Genomic DNA, 13,891 nt, shown 5'->3' on the forward strand with positions numbered 1-13,891 from the left:
GGTAAAATGGGCGGCAGACCCACGCTGGCCTGCCTTCGAGAGGGTTTCAGTCCTGCTTAAGGACCCACAACAGCTCGTGACGACGCACGGCTTTGCGAAAGAATTCGTTCTCGCCGTAAGGCGATGGACTACGTCCGGCCAGCACTTGCTGCAACCACTTGCGCACCCGGCGCTTGAGCGGCGCGCGCGGCTGCAAGTCGTGCATCATGCCCAGGGCCATGGCCTTGTCCTGCTGCTGGCTCAAGGTGAGTGCAAAGCTGCACGGCACCATCTCGGGCGATGAATCGAAACGTGGCGGCAGCGCCATCCCAGCACCGGAGTCACCCATGGGCCAGCGGTCATTATCATGCAGGTGGTTGGCATAACCGAGCAACGTGTCGGGCTGCCACTCCAGGCCCTGCAGAGCTTCAAGCACCGCCGCATGGGCGCAGATGTGGTCAGCGTGGGGGTCCAGCAATGGCGTGGGCAACACGATCACCTGAGGGCGCGCCTTGAGCAGCAGTGCGCGCAGGTCGGCGATCAGGTTGTGCCAGGTCGGTGCGCCATCTGAATCACCCGGCAGGGCAAAGCCGTTGAACTGGCGAAATAGCCGCGTGTCGGCCAAATCCGCTTCGCCCGACGCCTGAGGCTGGTCCGGCGCAGCCTGCATGGCCTGCAATTGCATGCAGAAGTAACCCAACTGCACGCATTGTGCTTCGGGCACCCCGGCCCAACGCGGCACGGCAACGCTGTCCCAGGCACGCAAGCGGCCCTTGAGGCGTGATGCTTGGGCCTTGGGCAAACCCATCTGCTGATAGTGCTCGGCTTCGATCTCCCCGGCGGTCAGGGTCACGATCCAGCTTTCAGCCGCTTGACTGTAAAGGCTGAACGCGGCCAGCTCGGCATCGTCGGCGTGAGGAGCGATCACCATCACACGTTGCTGGCGATAGTCCGGTTGGTGGAAACGCCACAGAATCGGCTGCCCCTTGATCCGGCAAAAGCGCCCGCGCAAGCTGATGTTGCCCGCCGCCAGTGCTTGTGCAGCGCCGGTCAGGTTGAGATAGCGACGCCCGTTGACGCCACGTTCAAAGGTTTGGCGGTCCGCTGAGTCAAGGCCCAACAGGTCCACCGCCGGGTCTAGGAAGCGCCCCAGCCACGAACTTTTCAACTCAACGCCAATAATCAGGGTTTCATCGTTCGCCAGCGGCGCATCCAGCAACAGCCGCCCCGACTCCAGGCGCAAACCGGGCTGCTCGCTGCCGGCTGGGAATGCGTACTCATAGTGGTCGCTGGGCGAGTAGAACAGGTGATCGGCAAACCACGCTTCATGGGCCGCCCATAGCAATACCGCCAACATCGGCGGCAGCCACCAGGCCACCATTACACCGGTGGCAACCAGCACCGCCAAGCCGATCAACAGCGCGATGCGCTTGTTGCGCCGATGGCGCTTGAGCAGTTGCTGTTTGCGACTCATACGCTGAACACCGGCACCGGGTTGCACCAGCGCTCCTTATACTCTCGGTCGGAACGACCGAAGGAAAAGCGCAGCGACTTGTTCGCCGCCCGCGCCTGCTCCCAGGCGCTTTGGGTATTGAGGAAACTCAACACGCTGCCAGGGCTGAACGCACGGGTTTGCGGGTCGACGCCGCCGTTGACGTACTCGGCGCTGAACCATTCATTGGACTGCACCTGATACACCAATTGCACCGCAATCGCGGCGTCATTGAGAAACAGCACCGAGCCGAACACAAACTCCTTGAGCAGCTCCAGCACCTCGGCCAAACGCGCCGCACCAGCCGCCGGGAACCCCCAGCGACGCTGGAACAGATCGCAATAAATCGCCGCCAGCTCCACGCTGGAGAACTCACTGACCGCCCGCACCACGCCGCCCGCTTCTTCCAGCAAACGCAATTCACGTCGTTGGTTGTAGCGAAACTTCTTCGACAGCTCTTCGGGCGTGCGCGCCATGGCCAATTGCTCGGCCTGGGGCTTGAGGGTACTGACGCGCCCTTCGTTCAACGCCGACAGGTAGCGCGCCCGGTGGCGCAGCGGCACCTGCGCATCCGCGGCAATCGGCAGGATGACCTCGGCATTACCGAGGTCAAACAGGCCTTTCTTGCCGGTGCGCTTGAGCACGTCCTTGGAGAGAGCCAGGTCGCGCCCCCAGGTGGCTATCGCCCCCTTGAGTTCGCCACCTTGTTCCCAGCCCAGGTAGCGCACCGGAATCTGCGCCAGACCAGCCAACCGCTCGATAACCTGCGGGTGGGTCGCCACGCTGCCGCCGTAACGCTGCCAGGCCTGGGCGTAAACCTCGGCCTCGACAGGCGCCCAGCCACGTTCACGCCAGCCCTGGAAGCGGTTCAGCATTTAAACCACGGCGTCATAAGGGTCCACGCCGTCTTTCACGACTAGGATGTCTTCCATGATCAGGTACTGCAGGTCCGAGCCGAAGAACATGTTCAGCGCGTCGGTCGGCGAGCAGATCATCGCTTCGCCACGACGGTTGAGCGAGGTGTTCAGGGACACGCCGTTGCCGGTCAGCACTTCCAGTTCTTTCATCATGTCGTAGTAGCGCGGGTTGTATTCGCGCTTGAGCACCTGGGCGCGGGATGTGCCATCTTCATGCACCACTTCCGGCACGCGAGTCTTCCACTCTTCCGACACCTCGAAAGTGAAGGTCATGAACGGCGCCGGGTGATCGACCTTGATCATCTGCGGGGCCACGGTGTCGAGCATCGACGGGCAGAAAGGCCTCCAGCGCTCGCGGAACTTGATCTGGTGGTTGATGCGGTCAGCCACGCCGGTGGCGCTTGGGCAGCCGATAATCGAACGCCCACCCAAGGCACGCGGGCCAAACTCCATGCGGCCCTGAAACCAGGCCACCGGGTTACCGTCGACCATGATCTTGGCGATGCGCTTGGGCATGTTTTCGATCTTGCGCCAGTTCGGCTTGCTCTCGTGCTTGGCGCAAGCGGCGATCACGTCTTCGTTGCTGTAGGACGGGCCGAGGTACACGTGCTCCATCTTCTCCACCGGTACACCACGAGCGTGGGATACATAGGCGGCCGCGCCGACAGCCGTGCCGGCATCACCGGACGCCGGCTGCACGAACAACTCTTTCACGTCGTCGCGGGCAATGATCTTCTGGTTCAGCTTGACGTTCAGCGCACAGCCGCCGGCGAAGGCCAGCTTGCCGGTGTCCTTGAGGATGTCGCCCAGGTAATGGTCGATCATCTGCAAGGCCAGCTTCTCGAACAGCGCCTGCATACTGGCGGCGTAGTGGATGTACGGCTCGTCGGCAATGTCGCCTTCGCGCTTGGGGCCCAGCCACTCAATCAGTTTTGGCGAGAAGTAGAAACCCTTGCCCTTCTCTTTGTAGCGACGCAGGCCGATGACGTTGGCGTAGTCGGTGTTGATCACCAGCTCGCCGTTTTCAAAGGACGCCAAACGAGAGAAATCGTACTTGCTGGCATCACCGTACGGCGCCATGCCCATGACCTTGAACTCACCGTCGAGCATCTCGAAACCGAGGAACTCGGTGATCGCACCGTACAGGCCGCCGAGAGAATCCGGGTCGTAGAATTCCTTGATCTTGTGGATCTTGCCGTTTTCGCCATAGCCGAAGAACGTGGTGGCGTACTCACCTTTGCCGTCGATGCCCAGGATCGCGGTTTTTTCCTGGAAACCCGAGCAGTGGTAGGCGCTGGAAGCGTGGGCCAGGTGGTGTTCAACCGGTTCGATCTTGATTTTCTTCGGATCGAAGCCCAGTTGTTCCAGGCACCAGACAATCTTGTTGCGATAGCGCTTGTAGCGACGGTTACCCATCAGGATCGCGTCGAGGGCGCGGTCCGGGGCGTACCAGTAGCGCTTGGCGTAGTGCCAGCGTGCCTCGCCGAACAGGCTGATCGGGGCGAATGGGATCGCCACCACGTCAACGTCCGAAGGCTTGATGCCAGCCTGTTCCAGGCAGAACTTCGCCGACTCGTAGGGCATGCGGTTCTTTGCATGTTTGTCGCGTACGAAGCGCTCTTCTTCGGCGGCCGCAATCAGCTTGCCGTCGATATACAGGGCTGCGGAAGGATCATGGCTAAGGGCGCCGGACAGGCCAAGAATCGTCAATGCCACTGGGGTCTAGCCTCTTTTAGTCTGCATGCAGGCGCATCGCGCCTGAAAAAAGTGTGCTTCCCGCCCGGGCGGGAAACAGCTAAAGGGCGGGATTATAGCTTAAAAGCAGTAGGAAGCTGTTAGCGCAGCTCGATGCTACCGTCGGCGCTTTGGCGGTAGATGGTGTAGGGCAAGACGAGCGTGTCCAGCACCGCGGAAACCGGCGCATCCAGAATGACCCATGGAATCCCGTTCAACGAGAGCCCACCCGCAGAGTTGGGAGGCCCATGCAAGACGCAGAGGTCATAAGCTACGCCACTGTAGATTCGCGAAACGGACTGACAGTAGGTTTTCTTGCCCTTGAGGTCACGAACAGTAACGTCATCGCCACGCAGCACGGTGGTCGCCGTGCCGCAGCCTGCAACGATCAACGACATTCCCAGCAACATCAGCAAGCGCAGGATAGGAGTCCACATAGTTGATTCTTCTTTTCGTTTGATAAAGATCGAAAACCTAGCACCACAAAACCAAGACTTCAGGCTTGCGCAGTCGACGCTAAGCGTAGGAAGCGTCCCAATGCGCCAGGCGGTAAGGAGTTCGGCAAATCAGAGGACGAGTCGTTAAACTTGTCACATTTGCACCTACACCCCTTACTTGCGTGCGCTACCCACTCGGCCTTTTCATGACTCCTTCTGCTCCAACCTGCCTTGCCTTACTGCTGGGCCTGTGCAACACCGCCCAAGCCGACAATGCGCCCCTGATCCTGGATCCCAGCGTGGTCACCGGCTCGCGCAGCGCCAGCCCGACGTTCGACCTGCCGTATTCGGTAGACGGCATTAATCGTGAACAAATCAGCAACGGCCAACTGGGCATCAACGCCTCCGAAGCCCTGTCCCGCGTGCCCGGCCTGGTGGTGCAGAACCGCCAGAACTATGCACAGGACTTGCAGATCTCGTCCCGCGGCTTCGGCGCCCGTTCGGCGTTTGGCGTACGAGGCATCAAGCTGATCGCCGATGGCATCCCCGCCAGCACCCCCGACGGCCAGGGCCAGGCCGCAACGTTCAACCTCGACACTGCCGAGCGCATCGAAGTGCTGCGCGGCCCGGCGGCGACTCTGTATGGCAGTAACGCCGGCGGTGTGATCCAAATGTTCTCCCGCGACGGCGAAGGCCCACCGCGCATCGGCGCAGAAACGCTGGTGGGCAGCGACGGGCTGAACAAGAACCACCTTAGCGCGGAAGGCGCGGCGAATGGTGCCGGGTTCGTGCTCGATGCCTCACGCATGGACACCAACGGCTACCGCGACCACAGCAGCGCCCGGCGCGACCAGACCTTCGCCAAGCTCAACTTCCAGCCGGATGACGACAGCAAGCTGGCATTGATCTACAGCAGCCTGGAGCAGAACGGTACGCAGGATCCGCTGGGGCAGACCTGGACAGCGTACAAGGCCGATCCGCGTTCGGTAAGCGCCAACGCGCTGACCTATAACACGCGTAAAAGCATCGATCACCAGCAATTGGGAATGAACTACGAGCGCTACATCGGCAATGCGACGTTGCAGGTCAATGCGTATACCGGGCGCCGCAGTGTGATTCAGTACCTGTCGATCCCGGACAAGTTTCCCAGCGGCGCAACCAACCCTGCTAACGCCCGTGGTGGCGTCGTGGCATTTGACCGAAAGTTCTACGGCGGCTCCATTCATTGGCTGCAACCCATCAGCAGCGTACCGGGCGACCTGACAATCATCAGCGGCCTCGATTACGACCGCAGCGAAGATGATCGCCAAGGCTACTCCAACACTTTGAACGGCGTACATGGAGTCAAAGGCGCCCTGGGCCGCGACGAAATCGACACCGCCACCAGCGTTGATCCCTTCGTGCAAGCCAACTGGTTACTGGGCGATTGGACCCTGCAAACTGGCCTGCGGCACAGCACCATGAAAATGCAGGTCGACGACCATTTCCTAAATGATGGCAACGACAGCGGCAGCAAGACTTATCAAAAAAACACACCATCGGTCAGCGTGATGTACGCCTTCACCCCTGACTTGCACGGCTACATGAGTGCGGGCAAAGGCTTCGAAACCCCCACTCAAGCTGAATCAGCCTATTCAAGCACCGCCAACGGCTTCAACTTTGCTCTCAAGCCGTCTGTCAGCAAGCAGTTCGAAGTCGGCTTGAAGGCCCGTCTAGGTCAAGACACCCGCATCAACGCCGCAGTGTTCCAAATCACCACCGAAGACGAACTGGTCGTGCAACAGGCAAGCGGGGGCCGCACAACTTACCAGAACGCCGGTCGCACACTACGTCGCGGCTTCGAACTGGGTGTTGAAAGCCAACTGAACGAGCACTGGAGCACCAGCCTCGCCTATACCCGCCTCCAAGCCACCTACGACAGCGATTTCGCCAGCGGCGCCAACACCATCGACAAGGGCAACTACCTCCCCGGCGTCCCCCAAACCACACTGTTCGCCGAACTGAACTGGAAGCCACGGGACTGGGTCAGCACGGCCATCGAAGGTATGTACCGCAGCAAAGTCTATGTCGAAGACACCAATAGCCAACATGCCGCACCGGGCTACAGCGTCTTCAACTGGCGGGCACGGTTTGAGCAGAAGGTGGAGCACTGGACCTTTCACCAGACCTTGCGCCTGGATAACCTGCTGGATCGTCAATATGTGGGGTCGGTGATTGTGGGTGACGGCAATGGGCGCTACTACGAAGCAGCACCGGGGCGCTCGTGGTATGCCGGCGCTGGAGCTGAATATCAATTCTGATGTGGGAGGGGGCAGGCCCCCTTCCACATTTGGGTATCAGGCGCCCGCTTAACCCACGATGGTTTTAGGCAACCGCTGATCGATCACCTGATACAACGCACTGCCCTGCGGCCAATTGCGCATAAACCGTGCGCGATCCTTGGCATAGGCCGGTGCGAAGCTGGCAACGGAACTGTGCTGACACATGGCATCCAGATCAATCATCGCCCAACGCCCGTCATTCCAGAACAGGTTATGGCCTTTGAAATCGCCATGACTGATGCGCTCGCCAATCAACTGGGTAAACAACTGTTCCAGTGCGAGCAGCTCGCTCTCAGGCGCATCGCCGTTTTCAACATACGGCGCAAAGCGCTCGATGATGTCCGGCCCCGGCAGAAACTCGGTGACCAGATACGCACGGCTGCGCAGCCATAAAAAGCGCTTCTCCAGCACCGCCAGTGGCTTGGGCGTAGCAAAGCCGAGAAACGCCAGGCGGTTACCCTCGCGCCAGGAATGCCAGGCTCGGCTCGGGCGCCAGAAGCGCTTGAGCCAGTGGGCAAAGCCTTTGATGTTGTAGCGCTTGATCACCAACGGTCGACCAGCCACTTCGACCTTGGCCACACTGGCCGCGCCGCCAGTCTTGTACAGGTGGCCCTGGTCGAGCAAGGCGTCTGCCTGTTCCAGCACCGGTAACATGGCCGTTTCTTCTTCGCGACGAATCGCACGCAAGCCAAAGGCGCCACGCACCACGCTGAACAGCGTGCATTCGCGGCCAGTCTTGTCCAGAAAGTCCTTCAAGCGCCAGGCGCTGACTTTGCGCACCTGCTTTTCCAGGGCTTGCAGCGGCAAGGCGTGCTCACCATTACCCAGCAGGTAGTACACCAATAATTCTTCGGTAAACGGCTCAAGGTTTTTCGGCAGCTGGGCGAAAAACACGCCGAGGTTTTCCAGCACGCGATTGCGCGACAACGGCTTACCCGCCTCCTCGACACAAATGCCTGCGCCATCGATCAAGTACAGCTTGCCGTCCTGGCGCAGCAGGTTGTCCAGGTGCAGGTCTTCCTGCCACAGGCCTTTGGCATGCATTTGCGCAATCGCGCCCAATGCTTCGGCGAGCACGGCGGTTTGTTCGTCCGCCAACGGCGGCAGATGTTCGACGGCGTGCCACGCATCGGCCAGGCTTTGGGCGCCCTCGATAAACTCAAACAGCAGCCAGCCGCCCTCGCCGTCCTGCAAGCCATCGGCCAACAACAACGGTGTGGTCAGGCCTTGCTCAGCCAACAAACGCACACCCTTGAGTTCACGCTGAAAATGCCGCGCCGCCTTGCTGCCAACCAACAATTTGGCCAATACCGGGCGACCACGCCACACTGCCGCGCCCACGTAGCGCTGCCCGGGCAACACCCGCAGCAGGCTCAGCAGTTGCAACTGCCCCGAACCTGCCGCATCCGCCAGATCGATGGTCAACGGCAGGCTGGGGCTACGGCCGGCATTTTTCAGCTCGGATAAACGCATCAGCGGTTCTCCTTGTGGCTGCGGCGTGCGGTCAGGCGCTGGTGCCAAGTGGAGACCAGGTCGCTGTCCTCGGGCTGCTCAAGATACGCCGCCAGCAGCTGGCGCACCTGCGCGTCCGACCATTGGGGCGCGCGACGCAGCAGCGGTTCCAGGTCCTTGACCCGGTCACGCCAGCCAAACAGCAACGGACGGGTTTTTTCCAGGTCGATCAGCTGCGCGGCATAACCCTCAGCGGTGGCCTGCAGGAAAATATGCTTGGGGTAAAAACAGCCATGCACCTGCCCGACGCTGTGCAGATGACGCGCCAGCTTGCCGCACGCCGACAGGATCGCACTGTGCTGGGCGACGCTCAATTGCTGCCACTGCTCCAGCAACGAATCCAGGTCGTTCCAACCATCCAGAGCACGGGTAAGCAGCATTGCCCGGCGCTCGCCCTTAACCTTGCGCTCACCGAAGAACGCCGCCTGCAGAGCAGGGATTCCGAGCTTTCGATACAGGCTGATATTACGGAACTCGCGCGCAAAACTCGGCTCGCCAAACGGCCGGTGCAAGGTGCGCGTCAGGTAGTTGCTCTGGCGCTTGAGGTAATAGCCCTGCCCTTCAAGCTCCAGGCGATACACACTGCTCCAGCCGCCGTGACTGGTATTGGGCTCGTCCACTGCGTCCAGTTGCTTGGCCCACAGGGCGTCAAACGTCGCCAGACCGTTGCGCTCAAGCAAGGCGCGGTCTTCGGCCGCCAGGAAGTCACTCATTCGCGTCCCTCAAAAAACTTCACCACGTGACGAATTCGCCGTTTGTCCGACGCCGACAAGTGCGTGCGCTGGCGGTATTGCAGGTAGAAACGCAGGCGCTGGGTGGCCGACAGGTGATATTTGGCGACCTTGTCCAGGCAAGCCAAGTCCTTGGTGATGCGGTACTTGAGCCAGAAACCACGCCAGAAATCACCGTTGGGGCAATCGATCAGGTACAGGGTTCGTTGGTCGTCCACCAGCAGGTTGCGCCACTTCAAGTCGTTATGAGTGAAGCGGTGCTCATGCATGGTGCGCGTGTATTCGGCGAGCTGGCGGCTGATGCCATCGACCCACCGGGGGTCTTTCAGGCGTTCGTCATTGCGCTCGGCCAGCACTGACAAGTCTTCCGTCTTGGGCAGCTCGCGGGTAATCATCGCGCCCCGGTTATAAGCCAGGCCCTTGCGGTCCAGGCCCCAGGCGACGACATCAGCCGTCGGGATGCCCCACTTGGCGAAACGCTTGAGGTTCTGCCATTCGGATTTCACCCGCGGCCTGCCCAGGTAACGGCGCAAGCCTTTGCCGGCGCCCACGTAGCGCTTGACGTAATAATTGACCCCGCCGCGCTCGACCCGGATGACTTCCGACAGCGGGTCGCGGGTCAATCGCTCGCCTTGCAAGGCAAATACCGCCTCCAGGCTTCCAAAGTCATCCGCCAGGGCGGCATAGGCAGGTTCCAGGTTCCAACCCGCCATCAGAGCGCATCCCCGTATCGTTGCTTGCGCGCGTAAAGCTTGGCGGCCATGCGCTCAAGCTCAGACAGCAGCGCAGCTTGCTCCGCCAGGATCTGGCGCAACGGCTGCTGGAAGTACGTCTTGAGAAAGCGCAGCTTGTCGCGCTGGGTCAGGCCGATCTCCAATGCGGAGTAATACAGGCCGGCCAGGTCCTTGTTACGCCAGCGCAGTGGAATCGTCGGACGCACCTGCGCACGGTGCAGGTCGATCACCGACAATTTCAGATTGTCGACGGTAATGGGCTGGTCCGTGTGCAACAGGAAATGGCAGAGGTAGCAGTCGCGATGGTTCACGCCACCGCGGTGCATCGCGCCGACGGTGCGCGCCAGCTCACGGGTCAAGGCGTGTTTGATGGCCGGCACGGGCGGTTGCTTGACCCAATCGAGGGTCAAGTCTTCCAGGCTGATAATCGGCGTCAGTTCCTGGGTAATGATGAACGAATGCTGGTCGGCCGGGTTGCTGCCTTTTTCGCCAAAGGCCACGGCGGTCATGGTCGGCACGCCCAGCGCTTGCAGGCGCTGGATCGCCAGCCACTCCAGGCCTGCGCCCAGTACCGGCAACTTGGCCGTGACCAGGTTCTTGAGGATTTCGCCCCAGCCAATGCCACGGTGAATCTTCACAAAGTAAGGCTGGCCTTCGACCACCGTACGCAACGTACGGCGAGCGGCCAGCTCGCGGAACACCTGGCCTTGCAGCTTCTCGACCTCGGCGAACGCATCGCGTCCGGCCCAGAGGGTCTTGAAGGGTTCGGCTAGAATCAACTTCATCGATTTGGCTCCGCCAGAATCAGGTCCGCAGCGTACTGCGGCATGCTATAAAGGTCGGCCGTCTCGGCGAAGGCCAGACCATTGCGACTCCAGGTCGCACGCGCGTGTGGATCGTCGAGCATATCCACCAGGTACTGGTTGAGCTGGGCTTGCTCGAACGGCTCGTCCAACACCCGGCCGCTCTGGGCCTTGTCGATGTAGAACGCGTAGCCACACACCCGGCTCACCAGTACCGGGAGGCCGGCGACCACCGCTTCGACCAGCACCATGCCGGCCGCCTCGTTGTACGCAGGGTGAATCAGCAGGTCGGCGCCCAGCAGGAAACGCGGGATATCACTGCGGCCCTTGAAGAACTGCACCTGATCGCCCAGGCCCAATGCCGCACTCTGCAATTGGAATACCTTGGGGTCGTCCTGGCCGATTACAAACAGTCGGGTGCGCTTCTTCAGCTTGGAAGGCAAGGCGGCCACGGCCTTGAGGCTGCGGTCGACGCCCTTGGTCTTGAAGCCCGAACCGATCTGCACCAGCAACAGGTCGTCCTCGGCCAGGCCGAACTCACGACGAAACTCGGCGCGGATTTCGGCCGCGTCAGGCGGAGCGCGCCGGTCGCGGGCAATGCCCGGCGGCAGCAAGTGGAAACGCTCGGCCTGGGTGCCGTAATACTGGGTGAACAACTTCTGCTGATGTTCGGACAGCACCATGATTTGGGTCTTGGCGTCCTTATCGAACACCGCGCGCTCGTATTCGGCGAAGTGCCGATAGCGCCCGAACCAGCGGTACATGGGGTTGCGCAGGTTTTGAGCCTTGTCTTCGAACACCCCGTCGGCGGCAAAATACACATCCAGCCCCGGCATCTTGTTGAAGCCCACCACGCGATCCACCGGCCGCTTGGCCAGGTCGGCCTGGATCCAGGCATACAGCTTTTCATTGCGACGGTGATTGACCAGCGCCTTGACCGGCGCCACCAGTACTTCGAAGCCGGGTGGGATGTCGCCTTCCCAGATCAGCGTATAGACACGAATCTTGTGGCCGCGCTGCTGGCACTCCAGGGCGATGCGCATGAAGTCGCGCTGCAAGCCACCGAAGGGAAAGTACTTGTACAGAACAAAAGCCAGTTGCATCAGTGCTGCTCCTCAGCCAGTAACAACGTGCTCAGCCGGCTTGCTACACGCTCAGGATTCAAGCGCGTGAAGCACAGGGGCGACTCACGCTTGATGTCGAACCGCCGCAGGTCGTCGGCGGTAGGTTGATAGGTACACTGCTTTTGCAGGCACGGCGCACACGGCCAGTCGCTGGCCAAATGGATCTGGCCCTTGCCGTAAGCGCCAGTAAGGCCCGGATTGGTGGGGCCGAACAGGGAAATGGTCGGCACATCCAGCGCTGCCGCCAGGTGACCGAGGCCGGTGTCCACCGCCACACAGGCGCGGGCGCCCGCCAACACGCCGGCCACGCCCGCCAGGTTGAGTTTGGGCAGCACTTCGGCGTTGGGCAGGCCTTGGGCCAGGCGCTCGGCCCGAGCCTTTTCGGCGGCGTTACCCCACGGCAATTTCACGTCCACGCCCAGGCGCCCCATGCGTTCGGCCAGCTCACGCCAATAGGCTTCGGGCCAGTGCTTGGTGTCCCAGGTAGTGCCGTGCAGCAGCAACACAAAGGGTTTTTTCGGCGGCAGGCCCAGCAGCTTTTCAACGCTCAGGCCATAGTCGCCCAAGCCTTTGGGCAGGTCGTAGCCCAGGGCCACGGCGAACAGTTGGCGCAAGCGCTCTACCGCGTGTTGCCCGCGGGCCACGGCCAGGCGTCGTGAATAAAAACGCGCAGCGATCGGCTCACGGGCCGAGTTTTTATCAAAGCCGGCCACTGGAGCACGCACATAGCGGGTCAGCCAGGCGCTTTTCAGCAGGCCCTGGGCGTCGATCACCAAGTCATACTTGGTCGACTGCACGGCCTGCTTGAAACGGCGCCACTCGCCGCTCTTGATGGTTTGCCAAAGGTTCTTGCGCCAGCGGCGAATCGCCACCGGGATCACCTTGTCCACCGCCGGGTGCCAGGTCGGGATTTCGGCAAAGCCTTCTTCCACCACCCAATCAAAGCGAATGCCGGGAATCGCCCGTGCTGCATCGGTCAACGCCGGCAAGGCATGGATCACATCGCCCAGGGATGAGGTCTTGACTACCAGTACCCGCAACTCAGTGAACCTCGACCACATCGCCCTGCAACCGCTGCAAGGCATCGGTTACCGGCTGCGGCAGCAATTGGCGCAGGCAGTTGTAGTGGCCGAAGCGGCAGGTGCGATCAAAACACGGGCTGCAATCCAGGCCCAGGCGCACCACTTCGACCTTGTCGGCCAAGGGCGGGGTGAAGCCTGGGGACGTGGAGCCGTACACCGCTACCAGCGGGCGGTTCAGCGCCGCCGCCACATGCATCAGGCCGGAGTCGTTGGACACCACCGAGTCGGCGCAGGACAACAAGTCGATAGCCTCGGCCAGGGACGTGTCGCCACTGAGGTTCACCGCCTCTTCGCGCAGGCCGGGAATCAGGCGCTGACGAATATCTTCACCTACCGAATGATCGTTCTTCGAACCGAACAGCCACACCTGCCAGCCTTCGCGGATCTTGGTCTCGGCGACCTTGGCGTAATGCTCCGACGGCCAGCGCTTGGACTCGCCAAACTCGGCGCCAGGGCACAAGGCCAGAACCGGCCGATCAAGGGTGAGGCCGAACTTGGCCAGCGCCGCATCGCGGGTCACCGGGTCGATCTGCAAGCTGGGCCGCGGGTACGGCGTGGGCAATTGCGTGCCGGGCTCGTAGGCCAGGGCCATGAAGCGCTCGATCATCAGCGGGTAGCGGGCTTTATCCAGGGTGCGTACGTCATTGAGCAGCACATAGCGAAACTCACCGCGCCAACCGGTGCGCTTGGGGATACCGGCAAAAAAAGGCACCAGCGCCGACTTGAGCGAGTTGGGCAACAGGATCGCCTGGTCGTACTGGCCGGCCATGGATTTGCCGATGCGTCGGCGGGTCGCCAGTTCCAGGGCACCGTGGCCGAGCGGAAAGCTCAAGGCCTTGCGCACCTCGGGCATGCGCTCCAGGATCGGCCGGCTCCACTCAGGGGCGAGCACGTCGATCTGGCAGTCTGGATAGCGCTGGCGCAGGCACTGGAAAAGTGTCTGTGCCATCACCATGTCACCGACCCAACTGGGCCCAACGATCAGAATATTCATGTAGTTTCCACAAACGATGCGGGGAGGCTTA

At 61.4% G+C, this 13,891-nt stretch carries 12 protein-coding genes; 1 reads left to right on the forward strand and 11 read right to left on the reverse strand.

All coding sequences use genetic code 11. The features are described from left to right. Positions 1–46: 46 nt before the first annotated feature. From E4O98_RS14515 to E4O98_RS14530, 4 genes are all read right to left on the reverse strand, one after another. The gene (locus E4O98_RS14515; protein WP_248135593.1) at positions 47–1,453 is read right to left on the reverse strand and encodes a PIG-L family deacetylase; all 1,407 of its coding nucleotides are present in this window, start codon (positions 1,451–1,453) and stop codon (positions 47–49) included. Further along, positions 1,450–2,346: a GNAT family N-acetyltransferase gene (locus tag E4O98_RS14520; RefSeq protein ID WP_122732419.1), complete on the reverse strand. Its 897-nt coding sequence runs from the start codon at positions 2,344–2,346 to the stop codon at positions 1,450–1,452. The genes E4O98_RS14515 and E4O98_RS14520 overlap by 4 nt, the downstream gene beginning before the upstream one ends. After that, the gene (locus E4O98_RS14525) at positions 2,347–4,104 is read right to left on the reverse strand and encodes a carbamoyltransferase (protein ID WP_003187998.1); all 1,758 of its coding nucleotides are present in this window, start codon (positions 4,102–4,104) and stop codon (positions 2,347–2,349) included. A gap of 119 nt (positions 4,105–4,223) precedes the next feature. Further along, the gene (locus E4O98_RS14530; RefSeq protein WP_032878260.1) at positions 4,224–4,559 is read right to left on the reverse strand and encodes a YceK/YidQ family lipoprotein; all 336 of its coding nucleotides are present in this window, start codon (positions 4,557–4,559) and stop codon (positions 4,224–4,226) included. A gap of 206 nt (positions 4,560–4,765) precedes the next feature. On the opposite strand from E4O98_RS14530, the gene E4O98_RS14535 reads away from it, so the two are divergent. Beyond that, a complete protein-coding gene (locus E4O98_RS14535; RefSeq protein ID WP_248135595.1) occupies positions 4,766–6,859 on the forward strand; it encodes a TonB-dependent receptor in 2,094 nt (697 codons plus the stop codon). Between the two features lie 48 nt (positions 6,860–6,907). On the opposite strand, the gene E4O98_RS14540 is transcribed toward E4O98_RS14535, so the two are convergent. Genes E4O98_RS14540 through waaF form a run of 7 tightly spaced genes read right to left on the reverse strand, consistent with a single transcriptional unit; the run spans position 6,908 to position 13,860 of the window. Continuing rightward, positions 6,908–8,353: a lipopolysaccharide kinase InaA family protein gene (locus tag E4O98_RS14540; RefSeq protein WP_223017955.1), complete on the reverse strand. Its 1,446-nt coding sequence runs from the start codon at positions 8,351–8,353 to the stop codon at positions 6,908–6,910. Then, entirely contained in the window at positions 8,353–9,105 is a 753-nt protein-coding gene (locus tag E4O98_RS14545; protein WP_032878263.1) for a lipopolysaccharide kinase InaA family protein, read from the reverse strand. Before E4O98_RS14545 ends, E4O98_RS14540 begins: the two co-directional genes overlap by 1 nt. Then, the gene (locus tag E4O98_RS14550; protein ID WP_005784139.1) at positions 9,102–9,836 is read right to left on the reverse strand and encodes a lipopolysaccharide kinase InaA family protein; all 735 of its coding nucleotides are present in this window, start codon (positions 9,834–9,836) and stop codon (positions 9,102–9,104) included. The genes E4O98_RS14545 and E4O98_RS14550 overlap by 4 nt, the downstream gene beginning before the upstream one ends. Next, positions 9,836–10,642 (reverse strand): lipopolysaccharide core heptose(I) kinase RfaP, encoded by an 807-nt coding sequence (gene rfaP, locus E4O98_RS14555; RefSeq protein WP_032878264.1) that lies wholly within the window; start codon positions 10,640–10,642, stop codon positions 9,836–9,838. The genes E4O98_RS14550 and rfaP overlap by 1 nt, the downstream gene beginning before the upstream one ends. Then, the gene (locus E4O98_RS14560; protein ID WP_005784135.1) at positions 10,639–11,763 is read right to left on the reverse strand and encodes a glycosyltransferase family 4 protein; all 1,125 of its coding nucleotides are present in this window, start codon (positions 11,761–11,763) and stop codon (positions 10,639–10,641) included. The genes rfaP and E4O98_RS14560 overlap by 4 nt, the downstream gene beginning before the upstream one ends. Further along, positions 11,763–12,824 carry a lipopolysaccharide heptosyltransferase I gene (gene waaC / locus E4O98_RS14565; protein WP_005784134.1) on the reverse strand — a complete coding sequence of 354 codons (1,062 nt, stop codon included), beginning with the start codon at positions 12,822–12,824 and terminating at the stop codon, positions 11,763–11,765. Before waaC ends, E4O98_RS14560 begins: the two co-directional genes overlap by 1 nt. A 1-nt stretch (position 12,825) precedes the next feature. Then, positions 12,826–13,860, reverse strand: a complete 1,035-nt coding sequence (gene waaF / locus E4O98_RS14570) for a lipopolysaccharide heptosyltransferase II (protein ID WP_032878265.1) — start codon at positions 13,858–13,860, stop codon at positions 12,826–12,828. Positions 13,861–13,891 lie beyond the last annotated feature (31 nt).

Source organism: Pseudomonas sp. W2Jun17 (assembly GCF_023127795.1).
Lineage (GTDB): Bacteria > Pseudomonadota > Gammaproteobacteria > Pseudomonadales > Pseudomonadaceae > Aquipseudomonas > Aquipseudomonas synxantha_A.

Coding starts and splice junctions, on each gene's coding strand:
- E4O98_RS14515 (WP_248135593.1), bottom strand. CDS start 1,453: ATGAGTCGCAAACAGCAACTGCTCAAGCGCCATCGGCGCAACAAGCGC.
- E4O98_RS14520 (WP_122732419.1), bottom strand. CDS start 2,346: ATGCTGAACCGCTTCCAGGGCTGGCGTGAACGTGGCTGGGCGCCTGTC.
- E4O98_RS14530 (WP_032878260.1), bottom strand. CDS start 4,559: ATGTGGACTCCTATCCTGCGCTTGCTGATGTTGCTGGGAATGTCGTTG.
- E4O98_RS14535 (WP_248135595.1), top strand. CDS start 4,766: ATGACTCCTTCTGCTCCAACCTGCCTTGCCTTACTGCTGGGCCTGTGC.
- E4O98_RS14540 (WP_223017955.1), bottom strand. CDS start 8,353: ATGCGTTTATCCGAGCTGAAAAATGCCGGCCGTAGCCCCAGCCTGCCG.
- E4O98_RS14545 (WP_032878263.1), bottom strand. CDS start 9,105: ATGAGTGACTTCCTGGCGGCCGAAGACCGCGCCTTGCTTGAGCGCAAC.
- E4O98_RS14550 (WP_005784139.1), bottom strand. CDS start 9,836: ATGGCGGGTTGGAACCTGGAACCTGCCTATGCCGCCCTGGCGGATGAC.
- rfaP (WP_032878264.1), bottom strand. CDS start 10,642: ATGAAGTTGATTCTAGCCGAACCCTTCAAGACCCTCTGGGCCGGACGC.
- E4O98_RS14560 (WP_005784135.1), bottom strand. CDS start 11,763: ATGCAACTGGCTTTTGTTCTGTACAAGTACTTTCCCTTCGGTGGCTTG.
- waaF (WP_032878265.1), bottom strand. CDS start 13,860: ATGAATATTCTGATCGTTGGGCCCAGTTGGGTCGGTGACATGGTGATG.